Below are 20580 nucleotides of genomic sequence, written 5' to 3'. Positions count from 1 at the left end.
TCGTAAATATTGTGCTTTAGGCGTTTTAAAAAGTTACAATTAAGGAATTTTCCTTGGTTGTAACTTTTTTTCGTGAAAAATTAAACCTTTTTCATAGCAACATCGTTTTTACAATGTGTCGATACAAATCAAGATAAAAAGGTGAGATGAAAAGATGATTCGAATAAAAGGACTTTCTCATGAATTTGTTATTGGGAAACGAAACAATAAACAAACGGTTCCTGTTTTACATAATATTAATCTTTCTATTTATGAAGGAGAAATTGTGTCTGTTGTCGGAAAAAGTGGATCAGGAAAATCTACTTTATTAAACTTAATTAGCGGATTTATGAAACCGACAGAAGGAACAATCGAAATTGCCGGAACTGATGTTACTAGTTTTTCTGAGGCGAAATGGGCGAACTTTCGTTTAGAAAATATCGGTTTTATCTTTCAAAGCTTTCAACTTATCCCAAGTATGACCGCATTTCAAAATGTCGAATTACCTTTAAAATTAAAAGGGATGGAAGAAAAATTACGTAAGAAAAATGTTGAAGAAGTGTTAGAGAAGGTTGGTTTGTTAGATCACCAAGATTTCTATCCTAGTGAACTATCAGGTGGACAACAACAGCGTGTTGGTATCGCAAGAGCTCTAATAACAAAACCAAATCTAATTTTAGCAGATGAGCCCACAGGGAGTTTAGACAGTGATACGGAACAAGAATTTCTTTCCTTTATAAGAGAATTAAATAAAGAAGAAGGAATAACGTTTGTCATCATTACACATGACCATGATGTAGCTAAAGTGGCACATCGTACAATTGAAATTCAAAAAGGAACACTTGTAGAAAGAGGAGAACTTTATGAAGTTAAAAGATAAGTTTATATTTGTTCGTGATAATATGAAAAAAAATCGAAGTCGTGTATTTATGACCATTTTGGCGACGGCGATGGGTTGTGCTTTTTTAATGGTGCTAGCTTCTGTTGGATTTGGTTTACAAAAGACAATTGTTCAAGATATTACCGAAAGTAGAGTTGTAACAGAAGTAGAAGTGTACGGAAAGGACAAAGAATTACACCTAGATAAATCGAGCGAACTAACAGATAAAGATGTAGAGTATTTCGAGTCGTTGGAAAATGTTAAGACGGTTGTTAGAAGAAAGAGCTTAGAAAACTACGAATCTTATTACCGTTTTGGAGACTATCGTGGTCATGCAGGTACGAGAGTAGTACATTATCCATCCGAAATTACATCCGATTTTTCGTTGTCGGAAGGGCGGATGCCTGAAGCCCCAAATGAGGTAGTGGTGGGCTTTCATACAGGGATGAATTTTTGGTTAGATGGTGATGCTGCAACAGGTGATTCAGAAAAAGATCAATATAAAGGCAACTTATTAAATGAAGAAATTACAATTTTTGTAGCGCAAAATTTTGATGGTGAAAGAAAAGAGAAAGAATTTACGTTAAAAGTGGTTGGAATTGCTGAAGCTCCGTCTAAAGAGTGGATGACGGAAGGCTTCGTAAATATTTCGGATGAAATGCTATCCGAAATAGAAGCATTTACAGGTACTGCGCTTGGAAGATATATTGACGAAGGATTGCCAAAAGATTTACAGAATGAGATCAAAAATGCCTCTTCCAGTTATACGTACATTGGAGTCTTTACCCAAAATATGGAGCAAGTTCAAGGTGTTTTGGATGTGTTAAAAGACAAAGGCTATTATGTATGGTCCCCGATTCAGGAGTTGAAAGAAATTAATTTAGTTTTTTCCATTATGAAAATCGGTTTGCTGTTTGTGGGAACGATAGCGGTACTGATTGCTTCGATCGGAATTTTTAATACGATGTCTATGGCTGTTACGGAACGTACGCAAGATATTGGGATTATAAAAGCAATTGGAGGAAATCCGAGTACAATTAAAAGCTTATTTTTAATGGAAAGTGCCTATATTGGAATTATTGGTGCTTTTATTGGAACTGTTGCTGCGTATGTGATTAGTTTTTCTGTTAACTTAGCGGTTCCTTTTGTACTACAAGGATTTTTTGGTGAAGAGATTCATCGAGAAATTAAACTTTCCTATATTCCTTGGACACTTACGCTAATTAGTGTAAGCATAAGTACAATTGTTGCTATTTTATCAGGATTAAAACCAGCAAGTAAAGCTACAAAAATTGATGTATTAAAAGCTTTAAGAAGAGATATTTAACTGAATTGACGAAATGCTACTTTCTTAATATTAGAAAGTAGCATTTTTTTTGGTTGAATATACCAGGTTGCCTTTCTTCCAAAAGACAATATAATGGAAGTTGGTGATGATATGAAACTATTAAATATATCGTATAAAAAACGCGGACGAATAGTAGGATATTTTGATAAATTTCCAAACTCTCCAGTTCTTTTTGCTCCAATTAAAGACTATCATTTTACATATAGAGTAAACTGGGACAGTCAAGACCCAATAGTAGAAAAAGTCGACTTGGTTAAAATGGAGCTACTATTAAATCAATACTTAGAACAAGAACACGAATACATCACAAGAGAATCTCAAAAACAAATTCGACAAAACTCGGGCGGTGCCTGTAACTATTTTGTAACAAAATAGGGTGTTTTTTTATTGAAACGAAATGATACACTTATCGTCTAAGATAGTGTTTAGTGTTTATAGAGATAGAGAATATTGCAACTAGGGGATGACGTTATTGAATAAAGAAGTGGATGGAAGGTTAATTAAGCAAAAGGTAGCAATCTTATCACTATTAACAATAATAATGTTAGCGTTGCTAGCGTTGAATAATAATATGACGTTTGCGCTAATGAAAAATGAAGTGTTTAAACCTCTTATTGTGCAAGCGAAAACTAAATTAGGTCATCAAGAAAATGTAAAAATAGCATTACCTGATGAAATAGATGTTGAGAAACCTATACAAACGGAAGAACCTATAAATAAGGTGCAAACACCAATTAAAGAACAAGAAAAACCAGAAACTAGTGGAGAAAAAGAGAAAAGTGAAGAGGAAAAGGAAAAGACACCTCCTCCAATAAAGAAAGAAACACCACAGGATGGTGTGGTGGTATATTTAACATTTGATGATGGCCCAACGAAAGCAACAGATCATTTAATTACGATTTTAGCAGATTACAATGCTATTGCTACGTTCTTTATGTTAGAACCACAAGTTCAAGAATTTCCACAAGTTGTTCAAAGAATGACAGAAGAAGGTCACGCTCTTGCTTTACACGGTGTTACACATAGTAGACAACTATTCTATGCATCTTCTAATTCTGTTGTTGGAGAAATGAGAAAAACGCAAGATGCCGTTGAACACTATACGGGTATTCGTACAAACTTAATTCGCACACCATTTGGTTCTGCCCCTCATATGACACCAGCCTACAAAAAAGCTGTAGTTGAAGCAGGTTTTTTAATGTGGGATTGGAATGTAGATAGTAGAGATTGGGCTTTCCGAGGACCAGAATACATTGCTTATACATTGCAACAAGTAGACGAAGTAATTGCAAAGGGAGAAAACCCAGTCATTTTATTACATGACTTTGAATCAACCGTACAACATATCACTATTCTGCTAGACGAATTAGTAAAAAGAGGCGTAGATTTTCAACCGCTGACGGAAGAAATGACACCTATTCACCTTAAGTGATAAATACTTGAGTCCGTTTCATAAATTGTATGACTACTAAACGAAAAACGAATAATTGCATCGTATTCTGTATTTATACACTTAATAAACAAACATATTATTTTGTATATAACTAAAATATTCGTTTCTCATTAAACGAACCGTAATTTACCGTAATTTATGAAATTGGTTCACTTGTTAAAAAATGCTGACCGATTATGTATATTACCAGTTTCATAACTGGAATATCCACATAATTGGCCAGCATTTTTATGTTGGTTTTAAAATCATTAATACAAAAATAATAATGGCTAAAACAGATGTAATCATAAAAAGGTTACTTGCTATTTTTAACTGTACTAATTGTTTAGGTGGTAGTTGCGTTGTAGCTCGGTTGCTTGGATGGAAAAGCCAATGTTGAAGTCTATTTACAGTTGGAGAAATGAATCCTATAACTAAAATAATAATTGAGATATACAGTAGAAGGGAGCAAATTAACCAAATTTGCAAAATAGATCCGTAGCTGCCAAATAGTACGAGTAAAATTCCTGTAATAACGGACAAAGTTCCTCCTATTTTAGGGAACAACTCCAGTTTATGTAACAAAATTACATTATGGCGTAAATCGGATAATGTTTGTTGTTTTCTTAATAAAATATTCCCAAAAAGAAAAGGTCCTAATCCAAAAATCGAAAAGAGTACATGTGCTAATATTAGCCATTCCAAACACTATCCCTCCTATTCTTTTTTTCAATATATGTAAGTAAAATCGCAATCATGTGTAAATAACGAATAAAAAACGTACAAAAAACTCCAAACAAGAATGGAGTTTCTGATTAGATACAATAATTTTACAAAAAAAGAAAATAATGAAGTATTTTAGCGAATGATTCATAAAGGTAGTAGACAAATGAAATAGAATTATTAGATTAAGAATGGAAATTTGAATATCCTCATATTATAAAAAGTCGGGAGGGATGATCGATGACAAAACAGGAAGATCAATATGGAAAGATGAATAAGTATGCGAATGAAATTGTTCAGCTGCTCGTAAAGGATGGAAAAGCAATGGATGAGAAAGTTTTAGCCATGACATTAGAAAACATAGCTAGAGCGATGGTGGATATTACAAACGCGCAACTTAAAAACAAAGTAGCAGACGGCCCAACGACACAAGCGGCACTTAGTAAAATGAAAATTGCACACAACTGTCTAAACAAAATAAAAGAACAAAAAGAAGAAATGAAAGTTTAAATAGAGGAGCCAGGCTAACTATAATGCCTGGCTCTCCCTTTATTTCTTTATTTCTTTTTCATTTTTGTTCCTTCCGTTTCTTGAGCAAATACAGCATCTTGCTTTGACACTGTTGGATTGGCAATTTCTTTGCTCACCTTGTTTTGTTTTCCTTTTTTAGCCATGAACAATCAACCTCCTTTCATTAACTTACTCTCAATAAAAGAAGCGCAAATTGCATTAAACTCTTTTGCAAACTTTGTTGGCACTTGATGCTTTGCTTTGGATACGTACACAACATCTGTATCGTTGTGTAACGCCTTAAATTCTTTTTGATAATGATGAACATAGTAATCCTTTTGACCGTAAACAAGTAAGATTGAAACATTAATATTTCTTAGCTTGCTTGTACAGTCGTATTTTACCCCTTCGTTATACATTTGATGTAAAGTGGAAGCCTTCGTTTTCTTTATGTATTGTTCTAGTTCTCGTCCAAATTCTTTACTGTGTGCATGAGCATTTCCGATTACTTTAGCAATTAAAGAAATGCCGTTTAATTTTGTGGCAACAATTCCTAACATAAATTCAGCAAACAATAAAACCGAATTGACTTTTGGAAATGCACCTACTAATATTAGACCAACTGTTCTGTTTGGATAGTTATGTGCAAATTCTAAAGCGATAGAACCACCATTAGAATATCCACACAAAACAGCACTATCAATTTTTAAACCATCTAACACATCTGCTAAATCTTGTGCTAGTAAAGAAAAGCTTATCGGTTTACTATCTAAACCACTTTTCCCATTTCCTCTTAAATCAACTAATAAAATTCTAAATTTTTTTGAAAGATCTATTTGTTGCTTAAAAGTCACTAAACCCATACCAGGTGGATGAATAAACAACAGTGTAACAGGACCACTTCCATACATATGATAATGAATCGGAATGCTGTCCCTTGTTCTTACATATGGCACAAGTAACACCTCATTTTAAGTAGTATTACTGTTTCTACTTCCTACATAAAGAATTATTCTTCTCATAATTAGCCCAGCAACTATTCCTGGAATGACAAAAATCATCGGAGTGAAAATGGGCCCAACATTCAAACCGAATATCTTTACTTTAGCTGATAACATTAGGCCTACTGTTACAAAATAGGCGCAGCTAACAAAAGGTAAAAACTGATAAGAGTCGTGATTACCTCCTGCATCCTTGTACGCATCCCACATCGCGAAGAAATACAAACAAGGGTAAAACATAAGCCATAAGTAATTTATGGAATTGAACGCTGCTTGTATTTCTCCATTAAAGCTTAGTAAAATTGCCGTATTAAAATTAGCTTGTACATTAATTAAAATCTCCAAAATGATAAACGTAATCCCTTTAATATATTCCCTGTTTAACAACTGTCCGAATCCGGGTAAGGCAATGCTCCATAAAAGCCTTTCCATCGGTTTATTCATCATACCACCAACCATAAAGGTTCCTTACAAACAGAGGAATGTTATAAAGGTATTCTTTCGAACTAAGAATAATTAGGGAATTGTTTTTATAATAATAACAGGGCTTTAAATAGTTCACTGTATACTCCTCCAACACTTATCTACTGTTAGATTGACCTACTTGTACATAAAATATGACAAACAAAGTTAGAAATAAGTTAAGTTCGTTTCATAATGTATGATTACTTAACGAAAAACGATTTATTATTTCGAATTTAAAAATTTAATAACAACTCAATATTCGAAAATTCAATGTAATTTTATAAAGAAATAATCGTTTTTCACTAAGCGAACCAACTTATTAATTTGATTCTTAACATTTCAAGAATTAATAATAGCTTGTCCATAAAAAGCAATATTCGAAAGCATACTATAAATAATAGTTCTACTTAATTAGGAAAAAAATTCACAACTTGTGTTTTTAGAGATATTGTGCTGATTCGAATTATTCATTTGTGAAAAAGGATACAAAGAGGTGCCTTAGCTTGTTTGGGCCAGACACCTATTAACTAATAATGGTTTAGTATAAGAATGCGGAGCCGATGATTACTAACAAAATAAATAAAATAATGTAAAGTGTGTATCCTGTTGATGGACAATCAGGTGTTGGTGTTGGATGATGTTTACTCATGCTCGCAGCTCCTTTCAAAGATAAGATACTAATACAATATGTGTATTTCACCTAACTGGTATAGGCAATAGCCTATAAAAAGTGAATATATACTAGTTTGTTTTAATTAAAAAGCTATTAAAGGTTAGTGTTGATAATTAAATACTATCACCTGTTGATTTCCGTGCAAGGCTGAGACTTTTGCGGGAGAAGCGGGGAGCGGGAGACCCCACAGGCGCTAGCGACGAGAAGTAGGTTTTTTCACGACAGTGAAAATAACCTTCCTATTTACCGCCCGCGGAAAGCGAAGCCTTGCACGGAAATCAACAGCCAACTTTAACGCAGTAAATTAAAAAGTAATGAAAACTAGAGGAAAGCTTATCATTGCTACAAAGCTTCGATAAATTCTCTCCTTTATGTCATAGGACAATTCTTACGTTTCATACAACGTAATAGTGACGATTTTTATAACGAAGATTTATAAAAGGAGGGAGTACGTCCTATGATTAAACGAATAAATAAATTGCAAATTGATCTTCCAAGACCAAAAAATCCTGATCCAAATGGTGCAGCGGCTGTTCAAGAACTGTTAGGCGGGAAATTCGGGGAAATGTCTACATTGAACAATTACATGTTTCAATCATTCAACTTCCGTAATAAAAGAAAGTTGAAGCCTTTTTACGATTTAGTAGCAAGCATTACAGCTGAAGAATTTGGGCATGTTGAACTAGTGTCCAACACAATAAACTTAATGTTAGAAGGAACAACAAGGTATGCTCCGCCAGACGCTACACCACTCGGAAATACAAAGGATTTACGAAATTCATACCATTATATTGTGAATGCCCAAACATCACTACCTGGTGATTCAATGGGAAGACCGTGGACAGGAGATAATGTATTCAATAGTGGTAACTTAATATTAGATCTTCTTCACAACTTTTTCTTAGAATGTGGTGCACGAACACACAAAATGCGTGTTTATGAAATGACGGACAATCCAGTAGCCAGAGAATTGATTGGCTACCTGTTAGTGCGTGGTGGAGTTCACGTTGTTGCGTATGCGAAAGCTTTAGAAATCGCAACCGGTGCAGATGTGACAAAAATGGTGCCGATTCCGAATTTAGCTAATAGTGCTTTTGAAACAACTAGAAAGTTTGAAGCTGAAGGAGTACATCGTAAACTATATACATTTAGTGAAAATGATTATAAAGACGTAGCGTTAATTTGGAAAGGTAGTCATCCAGAAGATGGAGGGAAGTTAGAAGTTATTCAAGGTACTCCACAAGGAGGGCCAATTCCAGACTTAGAAGACTTACCGGAAGAGTTTGCACCAGGTATCTCACGTGAAGACTTCTTAGAAATTGCTAAAAGGTTACAAAGACAAGCGGGAATTTAAAATGTATAAAAACGGGAGTCAGCCCAATTGCTGGCTCTTTTTCTATTTATAGGTTTTATACCCATTATTTCACCAATTATTTATGGAGTTGAAAGTGCTATCATTAACTTGTAAGTTAATTGTCAGTCAACGTATAAAATACCAAAGTAGTAGATAGATTGAAAAATCTGCTCAACAAAGGGGAATTCCTAACATATGAAAAAAACCATTATTGCAGGTACATTTGTCGCAACGTTATTGTTCTCATCACATGCAATGGCAGCAGATTATACAGTTAAATCAGGTGATTCTCTATGGAAAATTGCGAATGACAACCAAGTGACAGTAAATGATATTAGAAACTGGAACAACTTAACGAACGATATAATATTTCCTGGGCAAACTTTAAAAGTAAGTGCTCAAGCTTCTACAACAACATACCGCGTTGTTTCAGGCGATTCTTTGTCGGTTATTGCAAGAAAGTATAATACTACTACCCAAAACTTATTAAACATAAACCCTACCATTCAAAATGCTAATCAAATTTTCGTAGGACAAGTGTTGAATGTACCTTCTACAGGTTCAAACACTGTAAGTACTCCAACTGCGACTACCACATATACAATTCGTAGTGGTGATTCACTATCAGTAGTTGCTCAAAGACATGGTGTAACATATACAGCATTATTAGCTGCAAACTCATCTATAACAGATCCAAATCGCATTTTTGTAGGACAAGTTATTAATATACCATCAGGTGGTGGACAAGTTGCTCCTGTTGTTGCAACACCTACTTGGGAGCAAAGAGCAGATGCTGTTATTAATGCAGGGAGAAAATATCTAGGTGCAACGTATTTATACGGTGCAGCAACGACGAGAACAGATGCTTTTGATTGCTCTTCGTATACAGTAAGAGTTTTTAGTGAGATTGGTATAAATTTACCAAGAACATCTGGCCAACAAGCGAATGTTGGAACAGAAATTCCTCTTTCACAAGTAAGAAAAGGTGACTTAGTGTTCTTTGACACGAGTGGAAACGGAGTAATTAATCACGTATCTATTATCGTAGATCAGAATACTTTATTACACTCTGCATCATCTACAGGAGTTGCATTTGCAAACTATAACACGTATTGGAAACCACGTGCAGTAAAAGCTGTCCGCGTTATTCAATAAGTTTTAACAAAAAGTTAATACTTTCTTTATAATAGCCTTACAATTACGATGTATTATGTGATTGTAAGGCTATTTTGTTATCTTACCCCCTTTAACAAATAGTATAAATATATGTAAACCTAAGCAGACAGCGTATTTTAAGCTGTCTGCATTTTTAGTTTTCCGTCTTAAGTATGAGTATCTTTCGAGTAAAAGTAGGAAATAAATGGAGGTGTAAGATGTAGAAAAGTTACTACTTCAAGCGGTTAAAGAAAAAAGGAGAAAATCGTACACTTACATTGTAAGCAAAACAAATAAGCCAAACTTAAAATAGATGGAGGGATGAACATGTTAGCCATTTTCTTCAAGAGAAAGTCATCCAAACAACAACCAAAACGTATGGAAGCCTCAATGGATGAAGTAAGAAGAGAAATATATCTAAAATACTTTTACACAAATAAGTTTTAATGAATTCACTTATATATGTAAAACAGAATTTAGTGAATTTAAAGCCTTGTCGGATATGTAGCCGCTTTCCGCGGGGGAGGCTCACCAGCCTGCCCACTCCCACAGGAGTCGGCTACATATCCGACACTTTTTTTGATTTATATAAATTTTAATATCACTAATAATCTTCTGACAACTCTTATTATCTAAACTTAATTTCCGCTAATCTCTTACAATTTTTTGAAATAAAATGGTATAATACGTTAAGATAATGAAATGAAAAAGATGAGCCATATGAGGTGAATAAGTTGTTAGATAACATCGAAGTACAAAAGGTCTTATTAGGTGAAAAGCAATTATTTTCTAAAGTTGTGGAAACATTTGAGCAAGATATATATATGTTTGTAAAGGCATTTAACATAGAAGAAGAAATTGTCATTTCTTTAGTAAAAGATAGTTTCATATATACATATAATCATCTGCATTTTTATAAAGAAACAGAAGTCTTTTCTGAATGGTTTGCAACTACAATATTTTCTTATTTATTTAAAGAATTAGAAAGACATTTCACTGACAAAGAGGCACCAATACAAAATGCTACATACAAGGAAACATTCGTCTTCTTATTACACGATTTACTCCAGGTTGGAATATACACAATTAGTAAGGTGTTAAATAATTCGGTACAGGATGTAGAAAAAGAATTAGTTCATGCACACAAACATTTTTTCAAAGAAGAATTAGAAGAAAGAATGGAAAAAGAAGGATGTTTGTCAGCTCTAGAACTATTTCAATATGTCAAAAACACAATAGAGGGTTCATCAAAAATAAAAGTGGAAGACCACTTGGAATTTTGTCCAAGCTGTAGAGAGTCTGTCTTTTCAATGAAATCGTTAAAAGCAACAAAGTTAAAAATCTGGCGACATCAGCAGTTAGAGGCAGATATTTCTCAAATCATTATAGACGAACTTATACCATACAAAAAGAAGAAACGATCATGGAAATATCAATATTTAGCAGCCGCTTCCGTTGTTGCACTCTTCTCCATCTTTATGTTTGTCGTACCAAACGTTGTCACGTGGGTATCAGCGGCTTCCAATTATGTTAAGTATGGGCAATTTTATAATGTTTGGGGATCTGGTACGTATGCAGTAGAAGACAGAAATATTAAATTGGAAGTGTTACATGTAGAAGTTTCTCCAAAATTTCTGTATGTACATTACGATGTTGATAATGAAACAAAAGAAAAATTTTTTGAACAAGAAAATTATTTTGGTTCCCTTATACAACCTTGGGGAAATAGTACTTTTCAAATGAAAACAAAAGATAATAAAACATATAATTTAGGCGTCTCGGATATGCCACCATTAAAAGATGGAGAAAATGTTATAATTCTATCTTTTAATTCTACAGATGTAATCCCAGATTCTTTTGATTTAAAACTAAATGTTCGAGAAATTGCTCATACTCAAGGAAATTGGGAACTAATCATTCCAATACAATATGCGCCTTTTAAGAATGACATTGAAATAGTTGATATTAACTTAAAAGAAACCTTTGCAGATAGTACTGAGTTATCGATTGAACAGATAATTAAAACACCTCTTGGAAGTGTCATAGAGTACAAGGTGAACTTAACTGATGAAGAAGTTAATAGAATTATGGATTCATTGTCTGAAGAGGCAAAAAGTAATGGTTATGATTCTAGTTATTTGAAAAATGATGTTAATCCGATGTTAACGATTGAAAGTGCCGACAACTTTCATCTAATTCCTATACATATTTATGACAACTACAGACATAATAACCCGGCACTTGAAACAACAACACAAAAAGCAGCATATAGCCAATTCTATTACGATCCAGATGAGTTACAAGCTTTATATGAGAAGGGCGAATATAATCCAAGAGATTCAATTGTGAAGGGAAGACTTACTAAAGAAGATACAATGTATATGGTATTAAGTGGTTTTCAATACCATGTCCCAATAGAATTTTCCATTCCAATTAAATTAGAAGAAGTAGATAATATGCCTTTGAATTTAGAAGTAAACGGCGACGTTTTTGAAACGATTACTATTAAGAAAATAACGTTAGAAAACGACCACCACAATCCAGAACGCTTTGAAATTACAATGAAAGGTTCTAGCCATAATAAACAAGTGAAAAATATTTATCATTGGGGTATCCATGAAGCTGATGATAACTCTTATGAACAAAGATATATCAATTATGAGTACGGAAACGAATATAATAACCCATACGAAGATGATGAGGTTGGTTTTCAGTTCTTAGTCTATATTGATGACAACACGCCAGAAGAAGCTGTTGTAAGAACTCACGGAGCCACAAGGATCATTCGCCTAGAAGAACCGTTACGAATACCGTTACATATTAACGAGTAAAATGAAACTAAAGGTGTCCTATTCACAAGTAGGACACTTTTTAATTTTCTGTTATTACTTACAATATTTTGAAAGAAAATGGTATGATAAATGAAAGAATTAATAGTAAGATGAAGTATTAGAGGTGAAATAATTGTTAGATAACATCGAAGTACAAAAAATCTTATTAGGTGAAAAGCAATTGTTTTCTAAAGTTGCTGAAGCATTTGAACAAGACTTATATGTATTTGTAAAGACATTTCACATAAACGAAGAAACAGCTATTACTTTAGTGAAAGATAGTTTCATATATACATATAATCAGTTACATAACTATAAAGAATCGGAAATATTTTCGGAGTGGTTTGCTACAACAAAGTTTGCTTACTTATTCAAAGTATTAGAGCAAAATATTAAAATGGAAGAAGCACCATTACTAAACGCTTCCTACAAAGAAACGTTCATATTCTTATTACACGAATTACTGCATGTTGGTAAATCAACTATTAGTAAAGCGTTAAACATTTCTAATCAAGATGTAGAATTAGCTTTAACTAACGCTAACAAATATTTTTATGTGGATGAGTTGACAGAAGGATTGCTGGCAGATGGTTGTTTATCAAGTGAAGAGTTACTTCAATACGTGGAGAAAATAAATGATGAGAAAATTAAATCAAAAGTAGAAGATCACTTAGAGTTTTGTCCAAGCTGTAGAGAATCAATCTTTTCTATGAAATCATTAAAAAAGGTAAAATTAAAAGCTTGGCGAAACCAGCATTTAGATGTAGAGATTGCAGAAACTATAATGGAAGAACTAATTCCATATAAAAAGAAGAAACAATCATGGAGATATCAATATTTAGCAGCACTTTCCGTTGTTGCACTTTTCTCCATCTTTATGTTCGTCGTACCAAACGTTGTCACGTGGGTATCAGCTGCTTCCAACTATGTGAAGTATGGCCAATTTTATAATGTTTGGGGATCTGGTACGTATGCGGTAGAGGATAGTAATGTTAAATTTGAAGTTTTGCATGTAGAAGTCTCCCCTTTATTTTTGTATGTTCATTATGATGTAGATAAGGAAACGAAAGATAGATTTTATAGAAATGAAAATAACTATTATGTAAACCTTGTGCAACCATGGGGAGATAGTGTCTTCAGAATGAAAACAGAAGATGATATCAGGTACGACTTAGCAATTTCTAATATACCCATGTTAAATGATGGTGAAAATGTTCTAATTTTTTCTCTTGATTCTATTGAAAAAATTCCAGATGAATTTGAATTAGAAATAACAATTAGAGAAATAGCTCATAGACGAGGGTTATGGGATCTAACCATTCCTATAAAGTTTTCTCCATTTAAAGATAATATTGAAATTGTTAATATGGATGTAAAAGAAACATTTGCTAACAGTATAGAATTTTCCATTGAGCAATTTTTGAAAACCTCTCTTGGAAATATTATAGAATATAAAGTGAGCTTAACGGACGAAGAAGTAGATCGAATCACGGCATCCACAAGTGAAGAATCAAAACAACAATATGGTTTTGACTCAAATTATTTAAAATACAATGTGTATCCAATGGTATCCATACAAAGTAGTAATGATTTACATTTAATCCCTATTGATATAATAGAATACAACCGGAATTGGGTATATGGCCAACCTCAAAAGTCAGCTTTTAGCGATTATTATTATGATATGGAAGAATTGCGTGCATTATATGAGAATGGTGAGCATAATCGGCGAGAGTCTATTGTAAAGGGAAGATTAGATACAGATGAAACAACGTATATGGTACTACAAGGCTTTCAATACCATATACCTGTAGACATCTCCATTCCAATAAAGTTAGAAGAAGTGGAAGATTATCCACTAAACATTGAAGTGAATGGCGACGTTTTTGAAACTATTACGATTAAAAAAATTACAGTAGATAAAGAAGAATATAATCCCGAACGCTTTGATATTGTGATGAAAGGATCCAAACAAAGTAAATACGTTAAAAACATATATCATTGGAACATTATGGAGGTAGAAATAAGAGATGGTTGGCAGCAATATGTTAACTATACATATGGAGAGAATAATCATTCTTATGAATCAGAAACAGTTGGCTTCCATCTTCAAGTATTTATTGATGAAAATACACCAGAAGAAGTGGAAATAAAGTCAACTGGAATGCAACGTATAATCCACTTAGAAGAGCCATTAAAAATCTCACTTGGCAAAAAAGAATAAGTATTTAGTGTAAGTGTCCTATGTATTTTAGGGCACATTTATTTATTGTGAAATATAAATATTTCGAAAACATATATTGGAAGAGTGATATAATAAAAGTAAAGCTTTTCAAAAGAGGTGAAATGTATGATTTCTGAACCAGAAGTTCAAAAGATATTGGCTGGGGACAAAGAATTATTTATTAAACTAATAGCCCCTTACATAGAAAAAGCTTATTTTATAACAAAAGCCTGCCCACTAAACACTGAAAAAGTGGATGAAATAATATTATTAACCTTTACGAATACATATAACAGTTTGTCTGAAAAAAAGAACATAGTGAGCCTTGTTTTTAAGGAACATTTTAGATTACTGTCGAACAGCATCCAAACTAATTCCCCGCTGTTTCCGAATTTTTTAGAAACGTATATTTTTCTTCTATCTGAAATCCAACACTTTAGTACAGAAGAGATATCTCATATTGTTGGTATTACTAAGGACGAAGTGGATAGCAACTATCAATCCGCTTTAATGAATATTTGCGGGGAAGTATTACAAAATATAAAGACTACAGAATCCTGTATTCCAATCGATAGATTACTAGCATTTTCCGGTAACAATAATGATGAAACTATCGAAGACCATCTCGAATTTTGCCCTAACTGCCGTGAAAAGGTTAAGAAAATCAAAAGTATGAAGAAGAAGTATGTTGCAGCAATGAACGAAAGGGTAATAGAAGATAATTTCGTATCAAAATTAATGAATCAGTTGCCATCTCAAACGAATAAAAAACGATCTTGGAAAAAACAAGCCATTTTAGCTAGTATTGTCGTAGCTGTGTTTGCTTCCTTTATTTTTTTGTTACCAAACTTATCAAACTGGAAAACAGCGGTCACAAACTATGTAAAATACGGTGAATTCTATAATGCATGGGGAGAAGATACGTTTTCCGTTTCGGATGCTGGTTTTACATTTACCGTTAACAAAGTAGATGTATCGCCAGAATATCTTATTGTTCATTATTCTTTACTAGATGAATTAGGGGAAGAAAGAGAAGTAAGGGGTAACTTAGATCGGAAACCACAATATTGGGGGAAGATAATAGATGGCGAAAAAGAGCATTTCCTCGGTGCTGTTAATATACCTTATTTAGACAAATCAGAGAAAGTTCTTGTTTATTCATTAACAAAAGTGGAAGATATACCTCAAGCTTTTGACTTGCAGGTTGCAATTAGGGAAATAGAAAATGTTATTGGTAATTGGGATGTTACGGTTCCCGTATCGTACGCTCCTTTTAAAGATAATAGAGAGGTAGTCTTAATAGACGAGACATACAACGTTTTAGATATAGTCGAACTAAAGTTGAATGAACTAGTTTATACGCCAACTGGCATTTTGTTAGACTTAGAAATGGATATTACAGATAGTGAAGTAAAAAGGTTATTGGGAGAGAAAATAGAAAATGGGGAAGATTTACGAGAATCCGTTATCCGCAGAAACTTAGTGCTTCAATCATTTATTTCAATGGTAGATTACAATGGACGCGGATTACTGCCGGTTTATATGACAGAACAGGGCAATATAAACAGTACACAAAAACGCTTTACCTTTAGCCCATTTTTAGCGGACATTAGTGGAATTAATTTAAACTTCTGGGGATTTGAAGAAGCTAGTTCAGGCGTGACTATAGAGGATAAAATTAACAAAGATTCGGAGCTAAATATTCAAATAAACGAGATATACTATTCCACTCAACTAATTAAATCGCTTGAAATACCATTACGAGAAGTGGAAGACTTGGCGCTATATAAAACGATGTATGGTGAAACGTTAGAGACGTTAACTGTTCGCAAGTTGGAACCGAACGGTAATCACTCTAGAGGGAGTTATGAAATTATTGTTAAAGATGCAGGAGTAGATGAAAATGTTTTTTCTGCTTATACTAATTGGACCGTTACAAATAACGAAATGAATAGATGGTTTCATAGTACTAACAAGCTAGATTTTGATCCACTAAAAAATGACCCTGGAATATTTTTGCACATCGAGTTAATTATTGAAGAAAATATGCCAGAAGAAATCGTACTAACAAATGCCAATATAACAAGGGTAATTCATTTAAAAGAACCAATAAAAGTACCATTAAAAAATTACGGGTTTTAGGAGAGAGTAGTTTGAGTGATTCATATAAAGACAGTCTTTTAGAAGCTTACAATAATAAAGCCAGTGAACGTAACACAACTGAAGTCGAGGGATGGAAAGCTATCGAGCGAAATGAGTTTTTAGCCAAACTTAATAAAAAGGGAAAGCTACTTGAGATTGGAGCGGGACCTGGGCATGATGGCAAATTTTTTCTTGAACAAGGGCTAGAAGTTACATGTATTGATCTATCTCCTGAGATGGTTCAAAAGTGTACAGAAAAAGGGTTAAATGCAAAAGTAATGTCTTTTGATGAAATGAGCTTTGAAGATAATAGCTTTGATTATGTGTGGGCCTTAAACTGCTTACTCCACGTTCCGAAAAACGAATTAGATAAAGTGTTGAAAGAGATTAAGCGCGTTTTAAAACCAGGTGGATTATTGTACTACGGAGTATACGGTGGTAAAAATTCCGAGGGTGTTTGGGAAAATGACTTTTACGAACCAAAGAGATTTTTCTCGTTTTTTGGAAATGAAGAAATAGTGGAGTTTGTTGGAGAATACTTTGAACTTGTCTCGTTTAAGGGTATTCCAAAAGAAGTAATTGGAAATAGTGATTTAAACTTTCAATCTATGGTTTGGAAGAAGAAATACTAGTGTTTTCAATTTGCTTATAGTTTGTTAAAGTAAAGGAAAGTGATTATTTGAATTGAGGTAGATGCTATGAACTTTCAAAAGCTAACAGCAATCATCATCGGTGGCTTTCTAATAGGAATTTTTCTTGGAATTATTAACGTACAATTTAGTTTTTGGTACTTTGTATTTTTGCTGATCATTGCGTTTATTCTTTTTTCTTATAAAGACATTCAGTACATGTTTTTATCAAAGGATGTAAAAAAAATTGAGAAGTACTTAGAAAAGAAAAAGAAAGAGCCTTATTATGACTTTGTTTTAAAGCTAGCAAACAAAGATATGAAAGGCGCAAAAATAGCATTGGAAAACATCGAAGCTAAGTGGAAAAATAAAAAGAAAACAGCCGTATTCATTGCTAACTATTACTTACTTATGAAAAACTTTTATAGAGTAAAAGATGAGTTAGAGTATATTAGTCAACCTGAGTTTCGTCATTATTTCTTAACAGCAATTGCCATTCATGAAAAAGATCAAGAAGCATATGAAGACAACAAAAAGCATCTGAAGAAAGAGTGGATGATTTATAGCTTAGAAGCTGAGTATGCGAAAAAGCAAAAGAATCATCAATTAGCTGAAGACCTTCAACAAAAAGCGTTAGATTCGGTGAAAGGGTTGCAATATTACATCCTTTCTAAAGAGTATGAATAAGTATTTTATTAAATAGTAATAAGAATTTAACTTGTTTGCTAACATTAAAAGTTCCAGTGGGTGTTGTCGACTCCTGCGGGAGAGGGCAGACTGGTGAAACCCCACAGAGCCTATGGGCTCAAGGAGGCTCACCGCCTCCCCCGCGGAAAGCGACAACACCACGGGAACGTATTTAGAAACAAAATAATCGGTTGTCTAGAACTTACTTTCTAGACAACCCTTTTTAATTCTTGACATAGTAGCATAACCACCTTTACACTTAAGTTAGACAATAGTTATTAGAAAATTTTTATTTTTTTGGAGAGTTTAAAATGCTGACTGTAGACAATAGAATTGGCAAACATGCGATTATGTTAGCCTTAACAACAGATGAAAACGAAATGGTTCAAATTCCGAACAACTGGAAACGGTGCGTTGGGAAAGTAGGATCCATGGATTCACAAAAAGTAGTAGCAGCAATCGAAACAGCGGCAAAACGAGAAGGTATCATTCGGGCAGAAGGGTACCGAGAAACGCATGCTTTATATCATGCCATTATGGATGCATTAAGTGGCGTAACGAGAGGGCAAGTGCAACTCGGATCACTTATGCGTACAGTAGGTTTAAGGTTTTCTGTAGTGAGGGGTAATCCCTATGATGATGAGCAAGAAGGAGATTGGATTGCTGTAGCACTATACGGAACAATTGGTGCACCAGTAAGGGGATCTGAACATGAAACAATCGGTTTAGGAATTAATCACATTTGAGTGCCTGTCATAATATATGATTACTAGACGAAAAACGAACTATAAAACATAATACTTATTAAATTACCTTTTAACATAATTGCAAAAGAGTAATTAAGTTTATTCATAAAAGGTCGTTTATCAATAAACTAATTGTATCATAGTAACAACCAAATTAATAAGTAAACGCCCATAGTAGCTGATAAATAGGGGGCTGTACTTTTGAAAGACGAACCATTTTCGTCTTCTTAAAGTATGGCCTCCTTTTGTTTGCTCTTTAGTCGGATGAGAGGGGAAAGAAACATGATTACGTTAAACGGTAGTAATTTAACGTTAGAAATGTTAGGGAAAATTATTTTTCAGGAAGAAAAGGTAATGGCATGTAAAGAAGCACTACAAAGAGTAGCTGCAAGCCGAAATGCAGTCGAACAAATTGTAGAACAAGGAAAAATCGTTTATGGCATTAATACAGGTTTCGGTAAATTTAGTGATGTAAAAATTGATAAAAGTGAAACGGAAGTATTACAAAAACATCTAATTTACTCTCATGCATGTGGTGTAGGCGAACCATTTTCACCTCACATTAGCAAAGCAATGTTAGTTCTACGCGCAAATGCATTGTTAAAAGGTTTTTCAGGCATTAGGCCAGTTGTTGTAGAACGGTTACTACAATATGTGAACGAAGGGATAATACCAGTTGTTCCACAACAAGGGTCACTTGGCGCAAGCGGTGATTTGGCACCATTATCTCATTTAGTATTACCGCTTCTTGGTGATGGAGAAGTTTTTTACAAAGGAAAACGCCGTGCATCAGCTGTAGTGTTACAAGAGTGTGGAATTACACCAATCGAGTTAAAGGCAAAAGAAGGGTTAGCATTAATAAATGGGACACAAGCAATGACCGCAACTGGTGCTATCGCTTATTTAGAAGCGGAAAGATTAGCGTATCAAGCTGACTATGTTGCTGCGTTAACGATGGAAGGACTTCAAGGAATTACAGATGCATTTGATGAAAGCATTCATACAGCAAGAGGATATAACGAGCAAGTGGATGTAGCTAGTAGATTAAGAGGTTTGTTAGATGGTAGTAAATTAGTGACAAAACAAGGTCAGTTGCGAGTTCAAGATGCATATTCGTTACGTTGTATTCCACAAGTACATGGTGCATCGTGGCAAGTGTTAGTATATGTAAAAGAAAAGCTACAAATTGAGATGAATGCAGCAACGGATAATCCACTTGTGTTCGATGATGGAGGGAAAATCATTTCTGGCGGTAATTTCCACGGTCAACCGATTGCTTTTGCAATGGACTTTTTGAAAATAGGAATGGCGGAACTGGCCAATATTTCTGAGCGTCGAGTGGAGAGATTAGTTAATCCACAGCTAAACGACTTACCACCATTTTTAAGTGCTAAGCCAGGATTGCAATCAGGTGCAATGATTATGCAGTATTGTGCTGCTTCGTTAGTTTCAGAAAATAAGACGTTAGCTCATCCAGCAAGTGTGGATTCTATCCCATCTTCAGCAAACCAAGAAGACCATGTAAGCATGGGAACAATTGGGGCAAGACATGCATACCAAATCATTGAAAACGTAAGAAGGGTTTTAGCGATTGAATGGATTTGTGGAATGCAAGCCTTAGAATATCGTGGGGTAAAGCTCGCATCACCTAAAATGCAAGAATGGTACCAAAAAGGTAGGTCAATCGTACCCAGCATTACCGAAGATAGAGTGTTCTCAACCGACATCGAAGCATTGGCTAAATGGATGAAAGAAGAGTACGGTACTGAACTTTTACATGCGAAAACTTAGAGCGAAAAAT

The 20580-nt window shown here is 34.0% G+C and carries 18 protein-coding genes; 14 read left to right on the top strand and 4 right to left on the bottom strand.

Translation table 11 applies throughout. The annotated features are described in order from the left end of the window. Positions 1–154: 154 nt before the first annotated feature. From CDZ92_RS08905 to CDZ92_RS08890, 4 genes are all read left to right on the top strand, one after another. Positions 155–859, top strand: a complete 705-nt coding sequence (locus CDZ92_RS08905) for an ABC transporter ATP-binding protein (RefSeq protein ID WP_096154892.1) — start codon at positions 155–157, stop codon at positions 857–859. Then, positions 843–2186: an ABC transporter permease gene (locus CDZ92_RS08900; RefSeq protein WP_096154891.1), complete on the top strand. Its 1344-nt coding sequence runs from the start codon at positions 843–845 to the stop codon at positions 2184–2186. The genes CDZ92_RS08905 and CDZ92_RS08900 overlap by 17 nt, the downstream gene beginning before the upstream one ends. Before the next feature lie 93 nt (positions 2187–2279). After that, positions 2280–2582 (top strand): hypothetical protein, encoded by a 303-nt coding sequence (locus CDZ92_RS19935; protein WP_176483741.1) that lies wholly within the window; start codon positions 2280–2282, stop codon positions 2580–2582. A gap of 97 nt (positions 2583–2679) precedes the next feature. Further along, positions 2680–3639 carry a polysaccharide deacetylase family protein gene (locus tag CDZ92_RS08890; protein WP_157842736.1) on the top strand — a complete coding sequence of 320 codons (960 nt, stop codon included), beginning with the start codon at positions 2680–2682 and terminating at the stop codon, positions 3637–3639. A gap of 249 nt (positions 3640–3888) precedes the next feature. Here CDZ92_RS08890 and CDZ92_RS08885 read toward each other — a convergent pair whose 3' ends face one another. Then, positions 3889–4344, bottom strand: a complete 456-nt coding sequence (locus tag CDZ92_RS08885; RefSeq protein ID WP_096154889.1) for a DUF2269 family protein — start codon at positions 4342–4344, stop codon at positions 3889–3891. Between the two features lie 258 nt (positions 4345–4602). Here CDZ92_RS08885 and CDZ92_RS08880 point away from each other — a divergent pair, with 258 nt between their 5' ends. Continuing rightward, a complete protein-coding gene (locus tag CDZ92_RS08880) occupies positions 4603–4872 on the top strand; it encodes a hypothetical protein (RefSeq protein WP_096154888.1) in 270 nt (89 codons plus the stop codon). Positions 4873–5042: 170 nt separating this feature from the next. Here the strand turns inward: CDZ92_RS08880 and CDZ92_RS08875 are convergent, their stop codons facing one another. From CDZ92_RS08875 to CDZ92_RS08865, 3 genes are all read right to left on the bottom strand, one after another. Next, the gene (locus CDZ92_RS08875) at positions 5043–5828 is read right to left on the bottom strand and encodes an alpha/beta fold hydrolase (protein WP_096154887.1); all 786 of its coding nucleotides are present in this window, start codon (positions 5826–5828) and stop codon (positions 5043–5045) included. 15 nt (positions 5829–5843) lie between these two features. Beyond that, complete coding sequence (locus CDZ92_RS08870) at positions 5844–6317, bottom strand: hypothetical protein (protein WP_096154886.1); 474 nt, start codon at positions 6315–6317, stop codon at positions 5844–5846. Positions 6318–6876: 559 nt separating this feature from the next. Further along, positions 6877–6987, bottom strand: coding sequence for a YjcZ family sporulation protein (locus CDZ92_RS08865; RefSeq protein ID WP_096154885.1), 111 nt, complete (start codon positions 6985–6987; stop codon positions 6877–6879). 481 nt (positions 6988–7468) lie between these two features. Here CDZ92_RS08865 and CDZ92_RS08860 point away from each other — a divergent pair, with 481 nt between their 5' ends. The 9 genes from CDZ92_RS08860 (at position 7469) to hutH (ending at position 20570) form a co-directional block, all read left to right on the top strand. After that, positions 7469–8365 (top strand): manganese catalase family protein, encoded by an 897-nt coding sequence (locus CDZ92_RS08860; protein ID WP_096154884.1) that lies wholly within the window; start codon positions 7469–7471, stop codon positions 8363–8365. A gap of 195 nt (positions 8366–8560) precedes the next feature. Next, the gene (locus tag CDZ92_RS08855) at positions 8561–9520 is read left to right on the top strand and encodes a C40 family peptidase (protein ID WP_096154883.1); all 960 of its coding nucleotides are present in this window, start codon (positions 8561–8563) and stop codon (positions 9518–9520) included. A 734-nt stretch (positions 9521–10254) separates the two neighbouring features. Then, complete coding sequence (locus CDZ92_RS08850; RefSeq protein ID WP_096154882.1) at positions 10255–12351, top strand: hypothetical protein; 2097 nt, start codon at positions 10255–10257, stop codon at positions 12349–12351. A gap of 133 nt (positions 12352–12484) precedes the next feature. Then, positions 12485–14575: a hypothetical protein gene (locus CDZ92_RS08845; RefSeq protein WP_096154881.1), complete on the top strand. Its 2091-nt coding sequence runs from the start codon at positions 12485–12487 to the stop codon at positions 14573–14575. A 126-nt stretch (positions 14576–14701) separates the two neighbouring features. Beyond that, positions 14702–16717, top strand: a complete 2016-nt coding sequence (locus CDZ92_RS08840; RefSeq protein WP_096154880.1) for a DUF4179 domain-containing protein — start codon at positions 14702–14704, stop codon at positions 16715–16717. An 11-nt stretch (positions 16718–16728) separates the two neighbouring features. Next, entirely contained in the window at positions 16729–17349 is a 621-nt protein-coding gene (locus CDZ92_RS08835) for a class I SAM-dependent methyltransferase (protein WP_096154879.1), read from the top strand. A 66-nt stretch (positions 17350–17415) separates the two neighbouring features. Beyond that, positions 17416–18033 carry a hypothetical protein gene (locus CDZ92_RS08830; protein WP_096154878.1) on the top strand — a complete coding sequence of 206 codons (618 nt, stop codon included), beginning with the start codon at positions 17416–17418 and terminating at the stop codon, positions 18031–18033. A gap of 311 nt (positions 18034–18344) precedes the next feature. Then, entirely contained in the window at positions 18345–18779 is a 435-nt protein-coding gene (hutP, locus tag CDZ92_RS08825) for a hut operon transcriptional regulator HutP (protein ID WP_096154877.1), read from the top strand. A gap of 282 nt (positions 18780–19061) precedes the next feature. Then, positions 19062–20570 (top strand): histidine ammonia-lyase, encoded by a 1509-nt coding sequence (gene hutH / locus CDZ92_RS08820; protein ID WP_096154876.1) that lies wholly within the window; start codon positions 19062–19064, stop codon positions 20568–20570. The last annotated feature ends 10 nt before the right edge of the window (positions 20571–20580 follow it).

Source organism: Bacillus sp. FJAT-45066, from assembly GCF_002335755.1.
GTDB classification, from domain to species: Bacteria; Bacillota; Bacilli; order Bacillales; family Bacillaceae_I; genus Bacillus_CD; species Bacillus_CD alkalisoli.
This window is presented reverse-complemented; position numbering and strand designations above follow the sequence as displayed.